Annotated in this window: 9 protein-coding genes, 1 tRNA gene and 3 pseudogenes; 10 read left to right on the top strand and 3 right to left on the bottom strand. The window is 54.4% G+C overall.

Annotated elements, in window-relative coordinates; translation table 11 throughout:
• Positions 1-20 precede the first annotated feature (20 nt).
• From dnaQ to cdiI, 5 genes are all read left to right on the top strand, one after another.
• Positions 21-752, top strand: a complete 732-nt coding sequence (gene dnaQ / locus KGA69_RS01490) for a DNA polymerase III subunit epsilon (protein WP_015368125.1) — start codon at positions 21-23, stop codon at positions 750-752.
• Between the two features lie 133 nt (positions 753-885).
• A tRNA-Asp gene (locus KGA69_RS01485) sits at positions 886-962 on the top strand.
• A 476-nt stretch (positions 963-1,438) separates the two neighbouring features.
• Entirely contained in the window at positions 1,439-3,100 is a 1,662-nt protein-coding gene (locus tag KGA69_RS01480) for a ShlB/FhaC/HecB family hemolysin secretion/activation protein (protein WP_045397901.1), read from the top strand.
• Positions 3,101-3,112: 12 nt separating this feature from the next.
• Complete coding sequence (locus KGA69_RS01475) at positions 3,113-13,168, top strand: hemagglutinin repeat-containing protein (RefSeq protein ID WP_223683744.1); 10,056 nt, start codon at positions 3,113-3,115, stop codon at positions 13,166-13,168.
• Positions 13,165-13,515 (top strand): ribonuclease toxin immunity protein CdiI, encoded by a 351-nt coding sequence (gene cdiI / locus KGA69_RS01470; protein ID WP_045398321.1) that lies wholly within the window; start codon positions 13,165-13,167, stop codon positions 13,513-13,515. The genes KGA69_RS01475 and cdiI overlap by 4 nt, the downstream gene beginning before the upstream one ends.
• Before the next feature lie 101 nt (positions 13,516-13,616).
• Here cdiI and KGA69_RS24205 read toward each other — a convergent pair whose 3' ends face one another.
• Complete coding sequence (locus KGA69_RS24205; protein WP_263303199.1) at positions 13,617-13,745, bottom strand: hypothetical protein; 129 nt, start codon at positions 13,743-13,745, stop codon at positions 13,617-13,619.
• 256 nt (positions 13,746-14,001) lie between these two features.
• Between KGA69_RS24205 and KGA69_RS24290 the strand changes: the two are divergent.
• Positions 14,002-14,172: pseudogene (locus KGA69_RS24290) on the top strand (VENN motif pre-toxin domain-containing protein); the annotation flags it as partial.
• Positions 14,173-15,011: 839 nt separating this feature from the next.
• A complete protein-coding gene (locus KGA69_RS01455) occupies positions 15,012-15,407 on the top strand; it encodes a hypothetical protein (protein WP_072251447.1) in 396 nt (131 codons plus the stop codon).
• A gap of 65 nt (positions 15,408-15,472) precedes the next feature.
• Here the strand turns inward: KGA69_RS01455 and KGA69_RS01450 are convergent.
• Positions 15,473-15,730 (bottom strand): annotated as a pseudogene (locus KGA69_RS01450) (SymE family type I addiction module toxin); the annotation flags it as partial.
• On the opposite strand from KGA69_RS01450, the gene KGA69_RS01445 reads away from it, so the two are divergent.
• Both KGA69_RS01445 and KGA69_RS01440 read left to right on the top strand, forming a co-directional pair.
• On the top strand, positions 15,694-16,029 hold the full coding sequence (locus KGA69_RS01445; protein ID WP_080941210.1) for an EndoU domain-containing protein: 336 nt from the start codon (positions 15,694-15,696) through the stop codon (positions 16,027-16,029). The pseudogene KGA69_RS01450 and the gene KGA69_RS01445 sit on opposite strands and share 37 nt — an antisense overlap.
• Before the next feature lie 16 nt (positions 16,030-16,045).
• Positions 16,046-16,297 carry a MafI family immunity protein gene (locus tag KGA69_RS01440; protein WP_045398312.1) on the top strand — a complete coding sequence of 84 codons (252 nt, stop codon included), beginning with the start codon at positions 16,046-16,048 and terminating at the stop codon, positions 16,295-16,297.
• 53 nt (positions 16,298-16,350) lie between these two features.
• On the opposite strand, the gene KGA69_RS24200 is transcribed toward KGA69_RS01440, so the two are convergent.
• Positions 16,351-16,404, bottom strand: a complete 54-nt coding sequence (locus tag KGA69_RS24200; protein ID WP_323129990.1) for a hypothetical protein — start codon at positions 16,402-16,404, stop codon at positions 16,351-16,353.
• Positions 16,405-16,653: 249 nt separating this feature from the next.
• Here KGA69_RS24200 and KGA69_RS24085 point away from each other — a divergent pair.
• Positions 16,654-17,652: pseudogene (locus KGA69_RS24085) on the top strand (VENN motif pre-toxin domain-containing protein); the annotation flags it as partial.
• Positions 17,653-17,666 lie beyond the last annotated feature (14 nt).

Here is a 17,666-nt window from a genome sequence, read left to right as displayed (position 1 = left end):
GTCTGACATAAATGACCGCTATGAGCACTGCAATTACACGACAGATTGTTCTCGATACCGAAACCACCGGTATGAACCAGATCGGCGCCCATTATGAAGGGCATAAGATCATCGAGATCGGCGCCGTAGAGGTGATCAACCGTCGCCTCACCGGTAATAACTTCCATGTTTACCTGAAGCCCGATCGGCTGGTGGACCCTGAGGCCTTCGGCGTTCACGGTATTGCCGATGAGTTCCTCATGGATAAGCCGACATTTGCCGACGTTGCCGATGAGTTCATGGAGTATATCCGCGGCGCGGAGCTGGTCATCCATAACGCATCGTTCGATATCGGCTTTATGGATTATGAATTCAAAAAGCTGAACCGCGGCATTGAGAAAACGGAAACCTTTTGTAAGGTCACCGATAGCCTGGCGCTGGCACGTAAGATGTTCCCCGGCAAGCGTAACAGCCTCGATGCGCTCTGTTCACGTTATGAAATAGACAACAGCAAGCGTACGCTGCACGGGGCGTTGCTCGATGCCCAGATTCTGGCTGACGTCTATCTGATGATGACCGGCGGGCAGACCAGCATGGCGTTTTCGATGGAAGGGGAAGGCCAACAGCAGGCCGGCGATATTGGAATACAGCGCGTTGTCCGCGCCGCCAGTAAATTACGCGTGGTTTATGCTTCTGACAGCGAGCTGGCGGACCATGAATCGCGTCTCGATCTGGTGCAGAAGAAGGGCGGAAGCTGCCTGTGGCGCGCCTGATTGCCGACAATATGCGCTAAAAATAGGCGGGTGGGCTAATTTTGCAGCAAACGATTCAAAAGTGAAGAAAAAGCGTTGACGACGATGTAGGGAAACCGTAATATTCGCCTCGTTCCCAACGGAACAACAACGCGGAGCGGTAGTTCAGTCGGTTAGAATACCTGCCTGTCACGCAGGGGGTCGCGGGTTCGAGTCCCGTCCGTTCCGCCACTATTCGAGGCCATGCTATTCATTAGCATGGTCTTTTTGCTTTCTAACGCTTTCTAATATGGCCTCCAGCAGAGCATTCAGTGTATCGACCCGCTTTAGCTGTTTAAGATAGGCCGCCTCATCTGAAAGCCGTTAATCACAACGTTCCCATTTTCATAGCACTTGCTTTACCTGATTTATGGAAGTGACCAGGTTGATATTTACCGGTCGCTTCAGAAGTGACGACCTGTCGATATATTCATTCTGTTCATGCCCCTTCATTTCGGCTCTGTCCCGAATATATTCCGTTTTCAATAACCCGTTTTTATTTTTATTAAGAATAGTTCTGAGAAAAGACTGCAATATACTGAAAATAGTACAAGTTTGCGCTCTTGCTGTTTTATTCATCCGCCATTGGGTGTAATGTGACCAGAAATGTAAGTTAATGTCACAAAATACAATCATAACGTAAATAACAAAGGCATACAGGAACAGGGATGAAGGTTTTATATCTGGCAGGGATATTGCTGGTTCTGAGTCAGCCAGTTTTCGCAGCCCCGTTATCGCCAGCAGACCGCAACAGCATCGAACAGCAGCAGCAGCAATTGCTTCTTCAGAACCAACAGCAGCGTGAATCGCTGGAGCGCACAGCGCCGCTGGCTCGCCCCTCTACGGCTGAACCGCCTGTGCCAGCATCCGGGCCATGTTTCACCATCAATCGCATTGTGTTGGAAGGGACCACCCTTATTGATGATCGCAGGCAGCGAAAACTCCTTGCGCCCTGGGTGAACCAATGCCTGAATATGGCCCGTATTAATCAGCTTACTAATACAGTTTCGGACTGGTATATCAGCCGCGGATATATAACCAGCCGTGCTTTTCTGACGGAACAGAATTTACGTTCTGGTGAGCTGCATCTGGCTATTCTGGAAGGTCGGCTGGAGAAAATACACATGGATGGCGCGCCCGAGCGTGAGCTGAAAATGACCTTTCCAGGGCTGGAAGGGCGTATTCTAAATCTGCGTGATATTGAACAGGGTATGGAGCAAATTAACCGCACCCGTACCACGCCGGTGCAGATTGAAATATTACCGGGCGATAAGCAGGGATGGTCGATTGTTCATTTGACCGCCACGCCAGAATTTCCTCTTTCCGGCTCAGCCAGTTTTGATAATAGCGGCCAGAAGAATACGGGCGTCGGGCAAATTAACGCAGGGCTGAGCGGTAACAACCTGTTAGGTCTGGCCGATAACTGGTTTGTTTACGGTGGACGCAGCAGCGCGTTTTCGAATACAAAAGATGCACAAAATTTTGCTGCGGGCGTCAGCGTGCCCTACGGCTACAGCCTGCTGGACTATAGCTACAGCTGGAACAACTATCTCAGCACCATCGATAACAACGGCTACCGCTGGCGTTCGACCGGCGATACCGAAACACACCGGGTGAATCTGTCACACGTGCTGTTCCGCAACGGTAATATCAAGACGGGTATCTCCCTGGGCCTGAGCCATCGCATCAATCATAATTATCTGGACGATGTCCTGTTGCAAAGCAGCAGTCGCAAACTGACCAGCCTGCTGTTTGGCCTGAACCATACTCAGAAAATATTTGGTGGCGTAGCCACGTTTAACCCTACCTTCAGCCGCGGTATGCCATGGCTGGATGCCGACAGCGACGGCAGTAAAAATGGTGATTTACCGAAAGCGCAGTTCCGTAAATGGAGCCTGAACGCCAGCTTCCAGCGCCCGCTAGCTGAAAACTTGTGGTGGCTGGCGAGCGCCTACGGGCAGTGGTCACCGGACCGCCTCTACGGTAGCGAACGCATGACCATCGGCGGCGAAAGCTCGGTGCGCGGGTTTAAAGAACAAAGTATCTCCGGCGATAACGGCGCGTACTGGCGAAATGAGCTCAACTACACCCTGTTCATACTGCCGGTGATAGGCCAGGTCAGCGCGCTGGCTGCTGTTGATGGCGGCTGGCTGCATTCCGACAAGCTGGATCGCTATTCAGCTGGCACTCTGTGGGGCACGGCTGTTGGGCTCAATACCGCCAATGGCCACGTTTCCACCGCGTTTACCGTCGGACTGCCCCTTGTTTACCCGGACTGGCTTGGCCCGGATCACGTCAATATTTACTATCGCGTTGCCGTCGCGTTTTAAGGGATTATCGTCATGAAACAGCCTCCCGTCCGCTTTGCCTACCGCGTGCTCAGCTATGTATTAAGCGTCCTGCTCGCCGGACAACCTTTGCTACCTGCGATTTCCGCCACGCTGACGCCAACGGGCAATACCTCCACGGATAAAGCGGCGAATGGCGTGCCGGTCGTGAATATTGCCACACCGAACGGGGCCGGAATTTCGCACAACCGGTTTAAGGATTACAACGTCGGCAAAGAGGGACTGATCCTCAATAACGCCACGGGTAAGCTCAATCAGACGCAGCTTGGCGGGTTGATTAACGGTAACGCCAACCTGCAAGCGGGCAAAGAAGCAAAGGGCATCATCAACGAAGTGACCGGCGGCAACCGCTCACATCTGCAGGGGTATACGGAAGTCGCGGGCAAAGCGGCGAATGTCATGGTCGCTAACCCGTATGGCATCACCTGTAATGGCTGCGGGTTTATCAATACCCCCCAGGCAACGCTGACCACGGGAAAACCTGTTTTTGACGCCAGCGGCAATTTACAGGCGCTGGACGTGAAAAAAGGCAGCATTACCATTGAGGGGCAGGGGCTTGATGCCAGCGGCAGCGATGCGTTGTCGATCATTTCACGCGCAACCGAAGTGAATGCCGCCATTCACGCTAAGGATTTAAACGTGGTGGCCGGGGCCAACCGCGTTGGTACAGACGGCAGCGTACAGGCGCAGCAGGGAGAAGGTAAAGCGCCATCGGTGGCGGTCGATACCGGCGCACTCGGCGGTATGTACGCCAATCGCATCCGGATGGTGTCGAGTGAGAAAGGTGTCGGGGTTAACCTCGGCAATCTTAACGCGCGCCAGGGCGATATCACCCTGGATGCCAGCGGCAGTCTCAGCGTACACCAAAGCCTCACCGGCGGTGCGCTGTCCGCTAAAGGTGAAAACCTGACCCTGACGGGCGATCACAAAGCCAGCGGCAATATATCGCTGAGCAGCCAGGGCGACATTGCCCTGAGCAACGGTTCACTCAATAGCGACGGCGACCTGGTACTGAATGCCAATGGCGCGATTTCAAACGCTAATGAAAAGCTGACTGCCGGACGCGATACGACGCTTACCGCGAAAAATATTAGCCTGGATACCTCCAGCCAGATTAACGCCGCCCGCCATATCGAGGCTAAAGCCAGCGATACGCTGAAAACGCAAGGGCAGATGATAGCCGGGCAAAACCTGACGGTAAGCAGCAACACCCTGACGGTAGGGGGCAAGCTGCTGGCGCGTAACAGCGCTCAGCTGAATGCCAGCGCGCTGAATAATAGCGGTTCCGTTCAGGGCGCTTCCCTAAGCGTGGGCAGCTCTACGCTCAGCAATGCCGGTTCGCTGCTGAGCGGTAGCGACCTGACCGTCAATACTCACGATTTTACCCAAAGCGGCAGTATCGGCGCGAAGGGAAAAGCGGACATCACCGCCAGCGGGAAGCTTATCAACACGGGCTCGCTGGTGAGCGATGCGGTGCTGGCATTGAAGGCGCAGGATGTGACGCAGAACGGCGTGCTGTCCGGTGCCCAGGGGCTGACGATCGCTACGCAGAATCTGACCTCCGGCAAAAATTCGCTGATCCATAGCGATGCCGCCATGACGCTGAATACCGCCACGGCGACGTTGGACGGTGAAACCAGCGCCGGAAGCGATCTTCTGCTGCAGGGCGACAGGCTTGCTACCGTGGCGGGCGGGCAACTTCAAAGCGGTAATAATCTCAGCCTCAGCGCGCGGGAAATGGTGCTTTCGGGCACGCAGGCGGCACAAAAAACCATGACGGTGAATGCCCGCGAAAAGCTCAACCACAGCGGCAAAAGCAGCGCGGCCGAAATCAACCTGAATGCGCCTGCGCTGACCAATAGCGGCGTACTCGTTGCTTCCAGCATGAACACGCAGTCGCAAACCCTGACCAACAGCGGGCTGATCCAGGGCGCCAGCGCACTGCTGATTAACACGCAAGCGCTGGACAACCAGCTGAACGGCACGCTGTACAGCGCGGCAAACCTGGCGCTGTCTGTGCCGGATATTCGCAACAGCGGGCTTATTAGCAGTGACAGCGGTCTGATAATGACGGCGGACGTGCTAAGTCATTCAGGCAAAATCATCGCTGACACGCTGGATATTCAGGCGACCACGCTGAGCAGTGACGGCCTGCTTCAGGGCCGTCACGCACTGACCCTTTCCGGCGACAGCCTTTCGCAGGGGGCAAACGGACGCTGGCTGACGGCGGGTCATTTATCCCTTGATGCCAACACGCTGGTCACCGGCGGGATAACCCAGGGCAGGGATGTCTCGGTTGATGCAGACCGCTGGATCCACAGCGGATCGGCGTTGGCAACGGGCGAACTTGAAGGCACGCTCACCGCTTCCTTGAACAATAACGGCGACCTGATGAGTCAGGGGCGTTTCGCCCTGACTGCGCCGGCGCTGACGAACCATGGTCGCCTGCTTGCATCCGGCGACATGGCGCTTAGCGGTAACCAGATCAGCAGCAATGGTACGCTTCAGGGGAAAACCCTGAGCCTGACCCAGGACGATATCAGTAACCAGGGGACCATTATCGGGCTGAACGCGCTGACGCTGAACAGCGCTGGCGCATTCGCTAATACTGGCGATTTACTGAGTCAAGGTGAGCTGACTCTCTCCGCCGGCGATATCACCAACGGCGGACGAATACAGGGGCAGAACATCCTTCTTGATGGCGCCCGGCTGACTAACCACGGGGCCATCCAGAGCGCGATCGATTTAGCGCTGACCTTGAGCGATGACATCACTGCCGTTACCGGCAGTAAAATCACCGCCCTGGGCGATGCTCGCCTGACCGGTAAGGCGCTGAGTAACCAGGGATTAATCAATGCGAAAACGCTGGAGGTGGAAGGGGATTCGCTCAGCAACGACGGTGAAATCAGCGGTGTTAACGGCCTGAGCGTCACGCTGCATAGCGGCCTGCAGCAGCAGGGCAAACTGCTGACTGGCGGTAAGCTGGCGCTGAAAGCCGGTAACATCAGCAACAGCGGGCAGCTTCAGGGGGCTGATATCCAACTCAGCGCCAGTACACTGATCAACAGCGGTCGCATTCAGGGCGATAGCGCTCTGACGCTCACTCTGCTGAACGCACTCACCAACCAGACGAACGGCGTTATCCTCAGCCAGGATGCGCTCAGCATCACTGCGCCATCGCTCATGAATGACGGCACGATTCAGGGCAACGGTAAAACCACGCTCAGCGCGGCAACGCAGGCCCGCAACGACGGCAAAATTCTCTCCGGCGGTGGCCTGGTATTCACCACGCCGGACTACAGCGGCAGCGGCTGGCTACAGGCCACGAACCTGGTGCTGAACGTGGCGAAGTTTGCCAGCAGCGGTACCGTGCTGGCGGCGAACCAGGCGACGCTCACAGGTGACAGTTTGACCAACAGCGGTACCTTCCAGGCCGCACAGCTGAACGTAAACGCGCAATTCGTCAACAACGGCGGCACGCTGCTGGGTAATCAGGGGCTGAGCATCAACGCCAGCACCATCAATAATGAGAATGGCAAATTATTCAGCGGCGGTGACCTGCTGGCCGAAACGGTCTCCCTCAGCGGCGCGGGCCAGATTGTGGCGCTCGGTAACCTGGCGCTGAAGCTGGTCAACAGCTGGACGTCACAGGGGGTTGTGGCCTCGAACAAACAGCTTTCTGTCAGTACCCGGGGGGATATCACCAACAATGCCACCCTGCAGGGTGACGGCATTACCCTGGACGCGGCGGGTAAGCTGACGAATAACGGCCAGCTTACGGCAGGCGGTGGTACCGCTTCGCTTTCCGGCAGCCAGATTGCCATGAACGCCAGCGGCACTCTGCAGGCGGGCGGGGACGTCAGCCTGGCCAGCCGGGGCAGTATCATCCTCGACGGTTTTACCGGCACGGCGGGCAATCTGCTCCTGAACGCGACAGGTGCGATCGTCAACACCGCCCTGCTGTATGCGGGTAATAATCTCGCCCTTTACGCCAACAGCATCCAGAACCTGCATGGCGATATGCTGGCAGGCAATAACCTGGTGATGCAGAAAGACGCCAGCGGCGCGGCGAATGCCGAAGTGATTAATAGCTCCGGTAATATTGAGACTATTAACGGTGATATCACCATCAAGACCGGGCATTTGCTGAATACGCGGGATGGGCTAACGACAAAAACAACGCATATCGATGGTGGACAGAGTATTCCGGGGATGGGGAATTCGATGATTAACGTCGATATCAGCCAGCTTGCCGACGGTACTTATGGAATGACCAGCCGGGTGGCAGAAAGACAGGTGGGGCCATGTAACGGCCATGGAGCCTGTAACTATGTCCACTGGAATCAGTTTTACTATGCAATGTATGCCGGTTCGGCAGAGCAAAAGTTCATCAGTAGTCAGACGCGAACTGACGTTACCAGCAACGGCGGAGCATCCAGAATTGGCTCCGGCAAAAATCTCACGATCGATGCAGGCTCACTGGAGAATTTTGCCAGTAATATTTTGGCGAATAGTAATGTCAGTCTGACCGGGGGCACCCTTAATAATCAGAGTTGGCAGTCAGGTACAGTTACTGACTGGTTCGTCTATCAGTACGATTCACGCCGATATGGATACGCAGTCGAGCCGGGGGGGCGTTATCCGACGGACGGAAATAAGTATCATGATGTTATGCCTGAAAGCACGTCCATTGCGTTTACGCTTAAAGGACATGATTCAAGTACAGAGCTCGGCGAAATTTACCGCGCGGTTATTCAGGCGGGCGGCAACGTCTCAGCCAACTTCAACAGTGACATCAGCAATACCAATACGATGTCTAATGCCGACAAGATCAGCAACACCATCGTTGCCCCAAACCTGAATACGCCTTCAGCGCAAAGCATCGGTAGCGACGCGAGCCAGCAGGCGCTTGTGGAGGCTGCAACCCCGGCTATCACCGCTCCAGACTGGAAAGACAGTACCGCCAGCCAAACTATCGGCGAAGGTACCGTACTCGCCCCCGGCGGCATGGATAGCAACTACCCACTGCCTTCCGGTAATAATGGCTACTTTGTGCCGTCGACCGATCCGGACAGCCCGTATCTCATCACCGTTAACCCAAAACTCGACGGTCTGGGTCAGCTCGATCCGTCGTTGTTTGGCGACCTGTACAACCTGCTCGGCATGAACCCGGGCACGGCCCCACGTGAGACGGGTAGCCAGTATACCGATGTCAGTCAGTTCCTCGGTTCTTCGTACATGCTTGGCCGCCTCAACCTGAATCCGGACAAGGATTACCGCTTCCTTGGCGACGCGGCGTTTGATACCCGCTATGCGTCAAACTATGTACTGAACCAGACCGGGCAGCGCTACATCAATGGGCTGGGGTCAGACCTCGACCAGATGCGTTACCTGATGGACAACGCCGCCAGCGCGCAACGCGCGCTCGGTCTGACGTTTGGCGTGGCGTTGACCGCCGACCAGGTGGCGGCGCTCGACCACAGTATTCTCTGGTATGAAAGCGCCACGATTAACGGACAGACGGTGATGGTGCCAAAAGTCTATCTGTCGCCAAAAGATGTGACGGTGCAGAGCGGTAGCGTGATTAGCGGCAATAACGTGCAGTTAGCGGGCGGTAACGTTACCAACAGCGGCAGTGCTCTGCTGGCGCAGAATGGCCTTACCATCGACAGCAGCAACAGCATTAACAACCTCAACGCGGGTCTCATCCGGGCTGGCGGCGGGCTGGACCTGAGCGCGCTGGCCGATATTAACAATATCGGCTCCGTCATCAGCGGTAAGACGGTGCAGCTGGAAAGCACCGATGGCAGCATCAACAACATCACCCGTACGCAGCTGTGGAGCGTGGGCGGTGACAGCCGTCGCGAAAGTGTCCACATAAGTGGCACCGATGTCGGACAAACCGCCTCCATCAGCGCCAGCGATGGTCTTTATATGGCAGCGGCGAACGACATCAATATCACCGGCGCGAAAGTAAACGCGGGCGGCGACCTCGCCATGGATGCCGGCAATAGCATCAATATCGCCGCTAACCAGATAACCGACAGCAGCAGCCGATCAGGTGTTTGGGGCCAGAAAAACACCAGTACATCCTCCACCTCAAATCAGGGCAGCAGCATTACGGCGGGCGGTAACGCGGTAATGCAGGCGGGCAACGATCTGAACGTGACGGCGAGCGCTATCAATGCGGGTAAAACCGCGCAGCTGGTGGCGGAAAATGATCTGAACCTGAACGCGGCGGACAGCGGGCAGACCAGCCGCACGGGCGGCAGTGAAAGTCATCAGGGCAGCGCCGACAGAACAACGATTTCAGCGGGCGACAACGTAACGCTGGTTGTCGGACGGGACGTGACCAGCCAGGCGGCAGGCCTCGCGGCGGAAGGGAATGTCGGGATCCAGGCCGGGCGCGACGTTAATCTGCTGGCGGAAGAGTCTGTGACCGGCAGCAGCTCACACTCGAAAAAGAAAACCGTTATCGATGAATCCGTGCGCCAGCAGGGGACCGAAATCGCCAGCTCCGGCAACACCACCATCGTCGCCGGACGCGACGTCAACGCCGAAGCGGCGCAGGTGACCGCCAGCGGGGATATCGGCGTGGCGGCAGGCCGCGATGTGAACCTGACCACGGCGACGGAAAGTGATTACCACTACAGGGAAGAGACAAAGACCAAAAAAGGGTTCCTTAGCAAGAAAACGACTCACACCATCGAGGAAGACAGTGCGACCCGTGAAGCAGGTACCTTGCTTTCCGGCGACAGCGTCACCGTGCAGGCGGGCAACAACCTGCTGGTGAAAGGCTCCTCCGTAGTGGGCGATAACAGCGTGGCGCTCGATGCAGGTAATAACGTCGATATCGTGGCCGCGACCAACACGGATACCTCCTGGCGCTTTAAGGAAGAGAAAAAATCCGGCCTGATGGGCACCGGGGGTATCGGGATCAGTATCGGCAGTAGCAAGACTACCCACGATTTACGCGAGGCGGGCACCACGCAAAGCCAGAGCTTCAGCACCGTCGGATCTACGGGCGGTAACGTGGTTATCGCTGCCGGAAACCAGGCGCACATCGGCGGCGCAGACCTGATTGCCGGGAAGGACATGAGTCTCAGCGGCAGTAGCGTCATCATCGACCCGGGCCACGACAAACGTACCCGCGATGAAACTTTCGAGCAGAAGAAAAGTGGGCTGACGCTGGCGCTTTCGGGCACTGTCGGCAGCGCGATTAATAATGCGGTTACGGCGGCACAGGATACCAAAGAGGAAAGTGACGGACGGCTCAAAGCGCTTCAGGCCACTAAAACTGTGCTCTCCGGTGTGCAGGCCGGACAGGCGGCTGAGGCGGCTGACCTGACGGCCGACCCGAACGCGATGGGCGTCAGCCTCTCGCTGACCACGCAGAAATCCAAATCGCAGCAGCACGCTGAGAGCGATACGATAACGGGCAGCACGCTGAATGCAGGCAACAATCTCTCCATTACCGCGAATGGAAAAGGTAAGGGCCCGAACAGCGGCGATATCGTTATTGCCGGAAGCCAGGTGAAAGCGGGCGGCGACACGCTGCTGGACGCCAAGCATGACGTCATTCTCAGTGGGGCTGCTAACACTCAACAGTCCAGCGGCAAGAACAGCAGCAGCGGAGGCGGTGTCGGCGTAAGTATTGGTGCAGGCAAAGGCGCCGGTATCAGCGTGTTTGCCAATGTCAACGCAGCCAATGGCAAAGATAAAGGTAACGGTACCGACTGGACTGAAACCACTATCGACAGCGGCAAGACCGTCACCATTAAGAGCGAGAATGACACCGTGCTCAATGGGGCACAGGTTAGCGGCAATAAAATTGTCGCCAATGTGGGGCACGACCTGCTGATGAGCAGCCAGCAGGACAGCAACAAATACGACAGCAAGCAGAGCAGCGTGGCGGCGGGCGGCAGCTTCACCTTCGGCAGCATGACGGGCTCCGGCTATATCTCTGCCTCCCAGGACAAGATGAAGAGCCGCTTTGACTCTGTTGCCGAACAAACCGGGATGTTCGCCGGTGATGGCGGCTTTGATATCACCGCGGGCAACCATACCCAACTGGATGGCGCAGTGATTGCCTCCACGGCCACGGCGGACAAAAACAGCCTCGATACCGGTACGCTGGGCTTCAGCGACCTGCACAACGAAGCGGACTTCAAAACCCAGCACTCAGGCATCAGCATCAGCGGCGCGGGCAGCTTCGGCGACCAGTTCAAGGGCAATATGCCGGGTGGGATGATTGCGGCGGCGGGCAACAGTGGGCATGCCGAAGGCACGACTCAGGCCGCTGTGGCTGACGGCACCATCATCATTCGCGACAAGGATAATCAGAAGCAGGATGTGGCGAACCTGAGCCGCGACACCAAACATGCCAACGACAGCATCAGCCCGATCTTCGACAAGGAGAAGGAGCAGAACCGTCTGAAGGAAATCGGGATGATCAGCGATATCGGCGGTCAGGTGGCGGATATCGCGCGGACGCAGGGTGAGCTGAGTGCGCTGAAGGCTGCGCAGGATAAATACGGGCCTGTTCCTGCGGATGCGACGGAAGAACAGCGGCAGGCATATCTGGCAAAACTGCGTGATACGCCGGAATACAAAAAGGAACAGGAAAAGTATGGCACCGGCAGCGACATTCAGCGCGGCATCCAGGCAGCAACTGCAGCGCTTCAGGGGCTCGCGGGCGGTAATTTAGCGGGTGCACTGGCGGGGGCTTCGGCTCCGGAACTGGCGCATCTGCTGAAATCGACAGAAGATAACCCTGCTGTCAATGCCATAGCACACGCGATCCTTGGTGGCGCGGTTGCTGCGCTTCAGGGAAATAGTGCGGCAGCGGGCGCGATTGGTGCAGGGGGCGGAGAGCTGGCGGCACGTGCTATTGCCAATATGCTCTACCCTAATGTAGATAAACTTTCTGAAGAACAGAAGCAGACAGTCAGTGCGCTGGCAAGCATATCTGCGGGTATGGCTGGAGGGATCGCTACAGGGAATACAGTTGGGGCCGCGACGGGTGCCGGTGCCGGGAAGAATGCGGTTGAGAATAACTATCTGAGCCGTGATGAGGCCGCCGAGAAGGCTTCGCTGGAATACAAGCTGAAAAATGGCTTGCTATCCGGCGATGATAAAACTAAAGCTGAAGCGCGGCTTGGCCAGCTTGATGAAACAGATAAAGCGCGTGATGCAGCGATAGCGGCGGCATGTCCGCCGGGAAGCAAGAGCAGTGGTGCCTGTGGCGCACTAGTTGGCCCGGCGCAAAAAGCGCTGGCCGAGTATGGCGAAAACGTTACTTACTCGTTGTTGTATAAAGACCTGTATCCGCAGGATACGAAGAACCTGGAAACGGTGCTTCAGGGACTGGATGCCGGCAGTATCACCCGCGATCAGGCTATCACCGAGATAGCGAAAGCGTCAGGGGTAAGCTGGGAAACAGCGGCAGAACGTTATGATACGGCGCTACAAACACAGGCTATTGTCGGAGCGATTGCAGGGTTCAAAGGGATTGGTTCAGTAAGTAAAACTGTTGTCGTTGAAGTAGCCTCTGGTGAAAAAGTCAGTATGGCAACGAAAGGGAAAGTTACTGAAGTGACTTATCCCGATGGACTCAGCTTTAAAATTGAACAGCCTGAACATCTGTCTCAACTTGCAGGCTACTCACAGAAAAAAGGGATCACAGGTGCACATAATGCGGACGCTTTTTATTCAACTGTAAGTGAAAAAGGAGTAAAAATCGTAGGTGAATCTCAAACTGGTGTGAAGGGAATAACAGAAATTCAGTATCAGATACCTGCGTATGATCGTGCTGGTAACGTGATTGGTTATAAAGAAAAACCACTCACTAAAACTATCTATGATCCCAAAGTATTTTCGGAGCAGAAAATTCTTGATTTAGGTCAGCAGGCGGCTGCTAATGGGTACAAAGCAGCTCTGGCCTCAGGGGCAAGAGAATACACGGCAAATGCTGGCGGAGTGAATTTTAGAGTCTATCTTGACCCTAAAACAGGAACAATAGAGAATTTCTTCCCGGTGACAGTAAAATGAATGAATATATTTTTACACATATAGACTATGACAACGATCCAGAATGGGCTATTAAGGATTTTTTTAACTCAATAAATCTTTATGGAAAATTTATATTTGGAATTCAATATGTTGTAAATAAAATTGGTTTTGTAATCGACGAAACTTATTGCACTTTTCCTGATTGGGAAGATCCAGATCCTGAATGTCATTTTAAAGGGATAATATTTGGTGTCTGGGGAGGAGAAATTATTGTTCCTGAGCCAATAGGATTTAAATATGTTCGTCTGGCCTGTGAAAAATATCTTCAGTTACACCCTGAAGATACTGAAAAAGTAAACGAGTTACTGGCTAAAATCCCATCCTGAGTAAAGATCCCGGCCCCAGCGCCGGGATCGTTTTATTAGCCATCAGCCTTACCCAAAATGCCCGTTCCCGCGCTTGATCAGCGGCACATCTCCGGTGTCGTTCAGCGCCCCGGAGATGCCTTGAACCACTGGGTTAATTTGGGTCGGTTGACGCTGGCAACGCTTAAGCCCTCGGCGCAGCCGTACAGCTCGCGAGTGTTCTGGGTGGTGATAACGATGCAGTCGGGCATAACCTCACCCCCACCTCACCCCCACCTCACCCCTACTGCACTGGCTGCGCGCGGCTCGCAGCCGCAGTGCTCCTTGCTCGTTCCCGTGCTCGCCATCTCCGCCCCGTGCGGCCCCGCCGAGGGCCTCCCTGCTTAAACCTTTGCATGCGAACCCGGTCCAGTAAGGAAACAGGTAATGGCAGAAGCTGACGCCGCTGCTATGATGCGGGAGTTACAGGTACAGACACCACGGCGGGGCGGTAGCGTGTCGTGGGGCAAAAACGCGTACCCTAATGTAGATAAACTTTCTGAAGAACAGAAGCAGACAGTCAGTGCGCTGGCGAGCATATCTGCGGGTATGGCTGGAGGGATCGCTACAGGGAATACAGCTGGAGCAGCGACGGGTGCCGGTGCCGGGAAGAATGCGGTGGAGAATAACTTTTTGAGTGATAAGGACATCACGACTTTCACCGAAAAGTATGCGAATGCGAAAACGGATGCTGAGAGAGAGCAGCTTCTGTCTGACCTGAAAAAACTGGATGCAGATAAGCAAAAACAAGCCCTTGCTACAGCTATTCCGGTTAACGAGCAGAAAGCAGAGCTGGAAAAACTGAAAGTACTGCAAGCTTCACCTGACTGTAATGCTCAATGCCAGCAACTGGTTGCTTATTCAATCTCTGAACTGGAGCCAGTAGCGAATAATACAGAACTGCATAAAAACAACCTGAGCAAAGCGGTTCTTGCGTCGGTGATTGTGGCGTTTACACTAGATAAACCATCATCAGGAAACGGAAAGGCTTCTCAGGGAACAGCAGCTACGGGTAAGTCTGGTACGTCAGCTATTGATAGTATTGTTAAGGGAGGTGAACAGGCGGGGAAAAATCTTGCTAAAAGCGAAACTGCACTTCTTAATGATGCCAGCAAGCAATTAGATAAATATGTAAATTCTTTTGCGGGTAGCAAGTACAAACCAGCGACAGCAATTGGTGCCGTTGATCCTCTAACAGGAAAAATAGTGACGACATCTAATGGCGCTGTACCTACCGTAGTTGCTCCAGAGTTGCAGGCCTATGCTGATAAGTTAGGCGGGTTGGGAGTAAAAACTGTGTGTGGAAAAACATTAGGCCGTTGTGCGGAGTTTAGAGCAGCAAATGAGCTTTTATTGTCAAATCCAAGTTTAAAACTTAAAGATATTCAGTTCACTCCTGCGATTCGACCAAGAACCGGAGAAGTGGTTCCTCGTTGTGAAAACTGTAAAAACATCTTTGGTGCTGAATAATGATGTATATGGATGATGATTTTTTAGAAAATGATTTGGACTGGTTTTTATCCGGTCAGGATGGCTTTTTAGCTCACTTTGCAACTGGTGGGAAAGGCCCAGTTCCAGATAAAATTAAAGAATCTATTGATAATTATGAATTAATTTATGATTACTTCTATTCTCTGGAGCCTTTATCTGACGTCGAGGTTATTGAATACAATCTTCCTGATTTTTCAGATGAGGAACAGCGCTCTCGCTATTTGAAGTCATTCATAGAAATGTCACGTAAAGGATTATTTAGTTATGACTATAGGAATGGCGAGTATAAGTTAATATCAAAACCTCTATACCCGTTGAGATATAGTGTATTACCAGATGATATAAAAGGAGTTATTTATATCTCACCTGAAAATATCTCATGAGTGGAATAAGCTGGCTATATAACATGACGATCCCGGCCCCAGCGCCGGGATCGTGTTATCAGCGGCTATGCTCCCGAAAAATGTCCCTTGCCACGCTTGATCACCGGCAGATCGCCGGTGTCGTTAAGCGCGCCGGGGAAGGTCTTCAGCCACTGAAGCATCTTTGCCCGGTTGACGCCCGCGACGCTTAAGCCTTCGGCGCAGCCGTACAGCTCGCGGGTGTTCTGGGCGGTAATGATGATGCAGTCCGGCGTCACCCGGGTCCGGAGCGGCATCCCGTCAGTAAATCCCGCCTGCGGTATCCACTCGCCGCGCAAAAATATCGCGTTATGCACGGCCCGGCTGTCCTGGGAATCCAGGAAAAACCGTCTTTCCTCAAAGCTGGTCAGCAGACAAGGTTGTCCATGTTGTGGGCGACATAGCTACTTCACCCGATACTCAATGGTTTGCCCAGACAGGAACTGGCGGAGCGTATACAAACGCAGGAAGACCGGCAAGATGGGTTGCTTGGGAAGAACGAGGTGGTGTTAGAGTTCGTGTGGTATACGAGCCAGCTAGTGGTAAAATAGTAACGGCGTTCCCGGATAGTAATCCGACTCCTCCAACTTTAAAACCTATTTAGAAATAGTGTGGGTGTAATGGATATTAATGACAAAATTAGATCATTAGGTGAAGGATTAAAGGATCGGCTGGAACCTTCGTTAGTTGACTTTGCTCTTGATTATATTGGGTTCTCAGAGAATGTATTAGCGTTCGAAACGCTATGTGATCACATCGCTGATCATGATGTTGTGATCAGTAAAGATGAGTACACACAGGTGCTTAAAATAGCGAATGATCTTGGTCTGGAAATAGATAGTAGGTATACATATATAAATCCAGAAAAATAATAACCTTAAATCTATAAATAATCCCGGCCACCACGCCGGGATCTTTTTACCCGTCAGCCCCTGACTGGCTCGATCACCAGTCGTCCCTGTTCCATGCTGACCATCACCGGCGTATCGGTGCTGAATCCCGCTTCTGCCAGCTAGTTGCCGTTCAGGCGCCGGCTGGGGCTAAGGAAGAGAAAAAATCCGGTCTGATGGGCACCGGCGGTATCGGGATCAGTATCGGCAGTAGCAAAGCTACCCACGATTTACGCGAGGCGGGCACCACGCAGAGCCAGAGCTTCAGCACCATCGGATCTACGGGCGGTAACGTGGTTATCGCTGCCGGAAACCAGGCGCACATCGGCGGCGCAGACCTGATTGCCTCCACGGCCACGGCGGACAAAAACAGCCTCGATACCGGTACGCTGGGCTTCAGCGACCTGCACAACGAAGCGGACTTCAAAACCCAGCACTCAGGCATCAGTATCAGCGGCGCGGGCAGCTTCGGTGACCAGTTCAAGGGCAATATGCCGGGCGGGATGATTGCGGCGGCGGGCAACAGTGGGCATGCCGAAGGCACGACTCAGGCCGCTGTGGCTGACGGCACCATCATCATTCGCGACAAGGATAATCAGAAGCAGGATGTGGCGAACCTGAGCCGCGACACCGAACATGCCAACGACAGCATCAGCCCGATCTTCGACAAGGAGAAGGAGCAGAACCGTCTGAAGGAAATCGGGATGATCAGCGATATCGGCGGTCAGGTGGCGGATATCGCGCGGACGCAGGGGGAGCTGAGTGCGCTGAAGGCTGCGCAGGATAAATACGGGCCTGTTCCTGCGGATGCGACGGAAGAACAGCGGCAGGCATATCTGGCAAAACTGCGTGATACGCCGGAATACAAAAAGGAACAGGAAAAGTATGGCACCGGCAGCGACATTCAGCGCGGCATCCAGGCAGCAACTGCAGCGCTTCAGGGGCTCGCGGGCGGTAATTTAGCGGGTGCACTGGCGGGGGCTTCGGCTCCGGAACTGGCAAACTTCATAGGGCACAATGCTGGAATTAATGATAACGATGCAGCGAAAGCCATTGCTCATGCCATTCTCGGCGGCGTGACTGCGGCTCTTCAGGGGAATAATACCGCAGCAGGTGCCGTCGGTGCTGTGAGCGGTGAACTTATCGCAGGTGCAATCGCGAAGGTTTTATATCCGGATGTGAAAGACCTGTCGAAGCTGACCGAGGACCAGAAGCAGACGCTAAGTACGCTGGCAAGTATCTCAGCAGGCATGGCGGGTGGTATTGCAGGTGGGAATACTGCGGGTGTGGCTACCGGAGCGGCTGCCGGGAAGAATGCTGTTGAGAATAATCTTCTGGGTGGTAACGAAGA

The sequence above is a fragment of the Klebsiella sp. A52 genome (assembly GCF_018388785.1).
GTDB lineage: Bacteria > Pseudomonadota > Gammaproteobacteria > Enterobacterales > Enterobacteriaceae > Klebsiella > Klebsiella aerogenes.
The sequence above is the reverse complement of the archived record's forward strand: the minus strand, read 5'-3'. Positions and strand labels throughout refer to the sequence as shown.

What these genes read in the sequence shown, in the direction of transcription:
- KGA69_RS01475 (WP_223683744.1), top strand. Translation starts at nt 3,113, where the DNA reads ATGAAACAGCCTCCCGTCCGCTTTGCCTACCGCGTGCTCAGCTATGTA.
- KGA69_RS01455 (WP_072251447.1), top strand. Translation starts at nt 15,012, where the DNA reads ATGGATGATGATTTTTTAGAAAATGATTTGGACTGGTTTTTATCCGGT.
- dnaQ (WP_015368125.1), top strand. Translation starts at nt 21, where the DNA reads ATGAGCACTGCAATTACACGACAGATTGTTCTCGATACCGAAACCACC.
- KGA69_RS01480 (WP_045397901.1), top strand. Translation starts at nt 1,439, where the DNA reads ATGAAGGTTTTATATCTGGCAGGGATATTGCTGGTTCTGAGTCAGCCA.
- KGA69_RS24205 (WP_263303199.1), bottom strand. Translation starts at nt 13,745, where the DNA reads ATGCCCGACTGCATCGTTATCACCACCCAGAACACTCGCGAGCTGTAC.
- cdiI (WP_045398321.1), top strand. Translation starts at nt 13,165, where the DNA reads ATGAATGAATATATTTTTACACATATAGACTATGACAACGATCCAGAA.
- KGA69_RS01440 (WP_045398312.1), top strand. Translation starts at nt 16,046, where the DNA reads ATGGATATTAATGACAAAATTAGATCATTAGGTGAAGGATTAAAGGAT.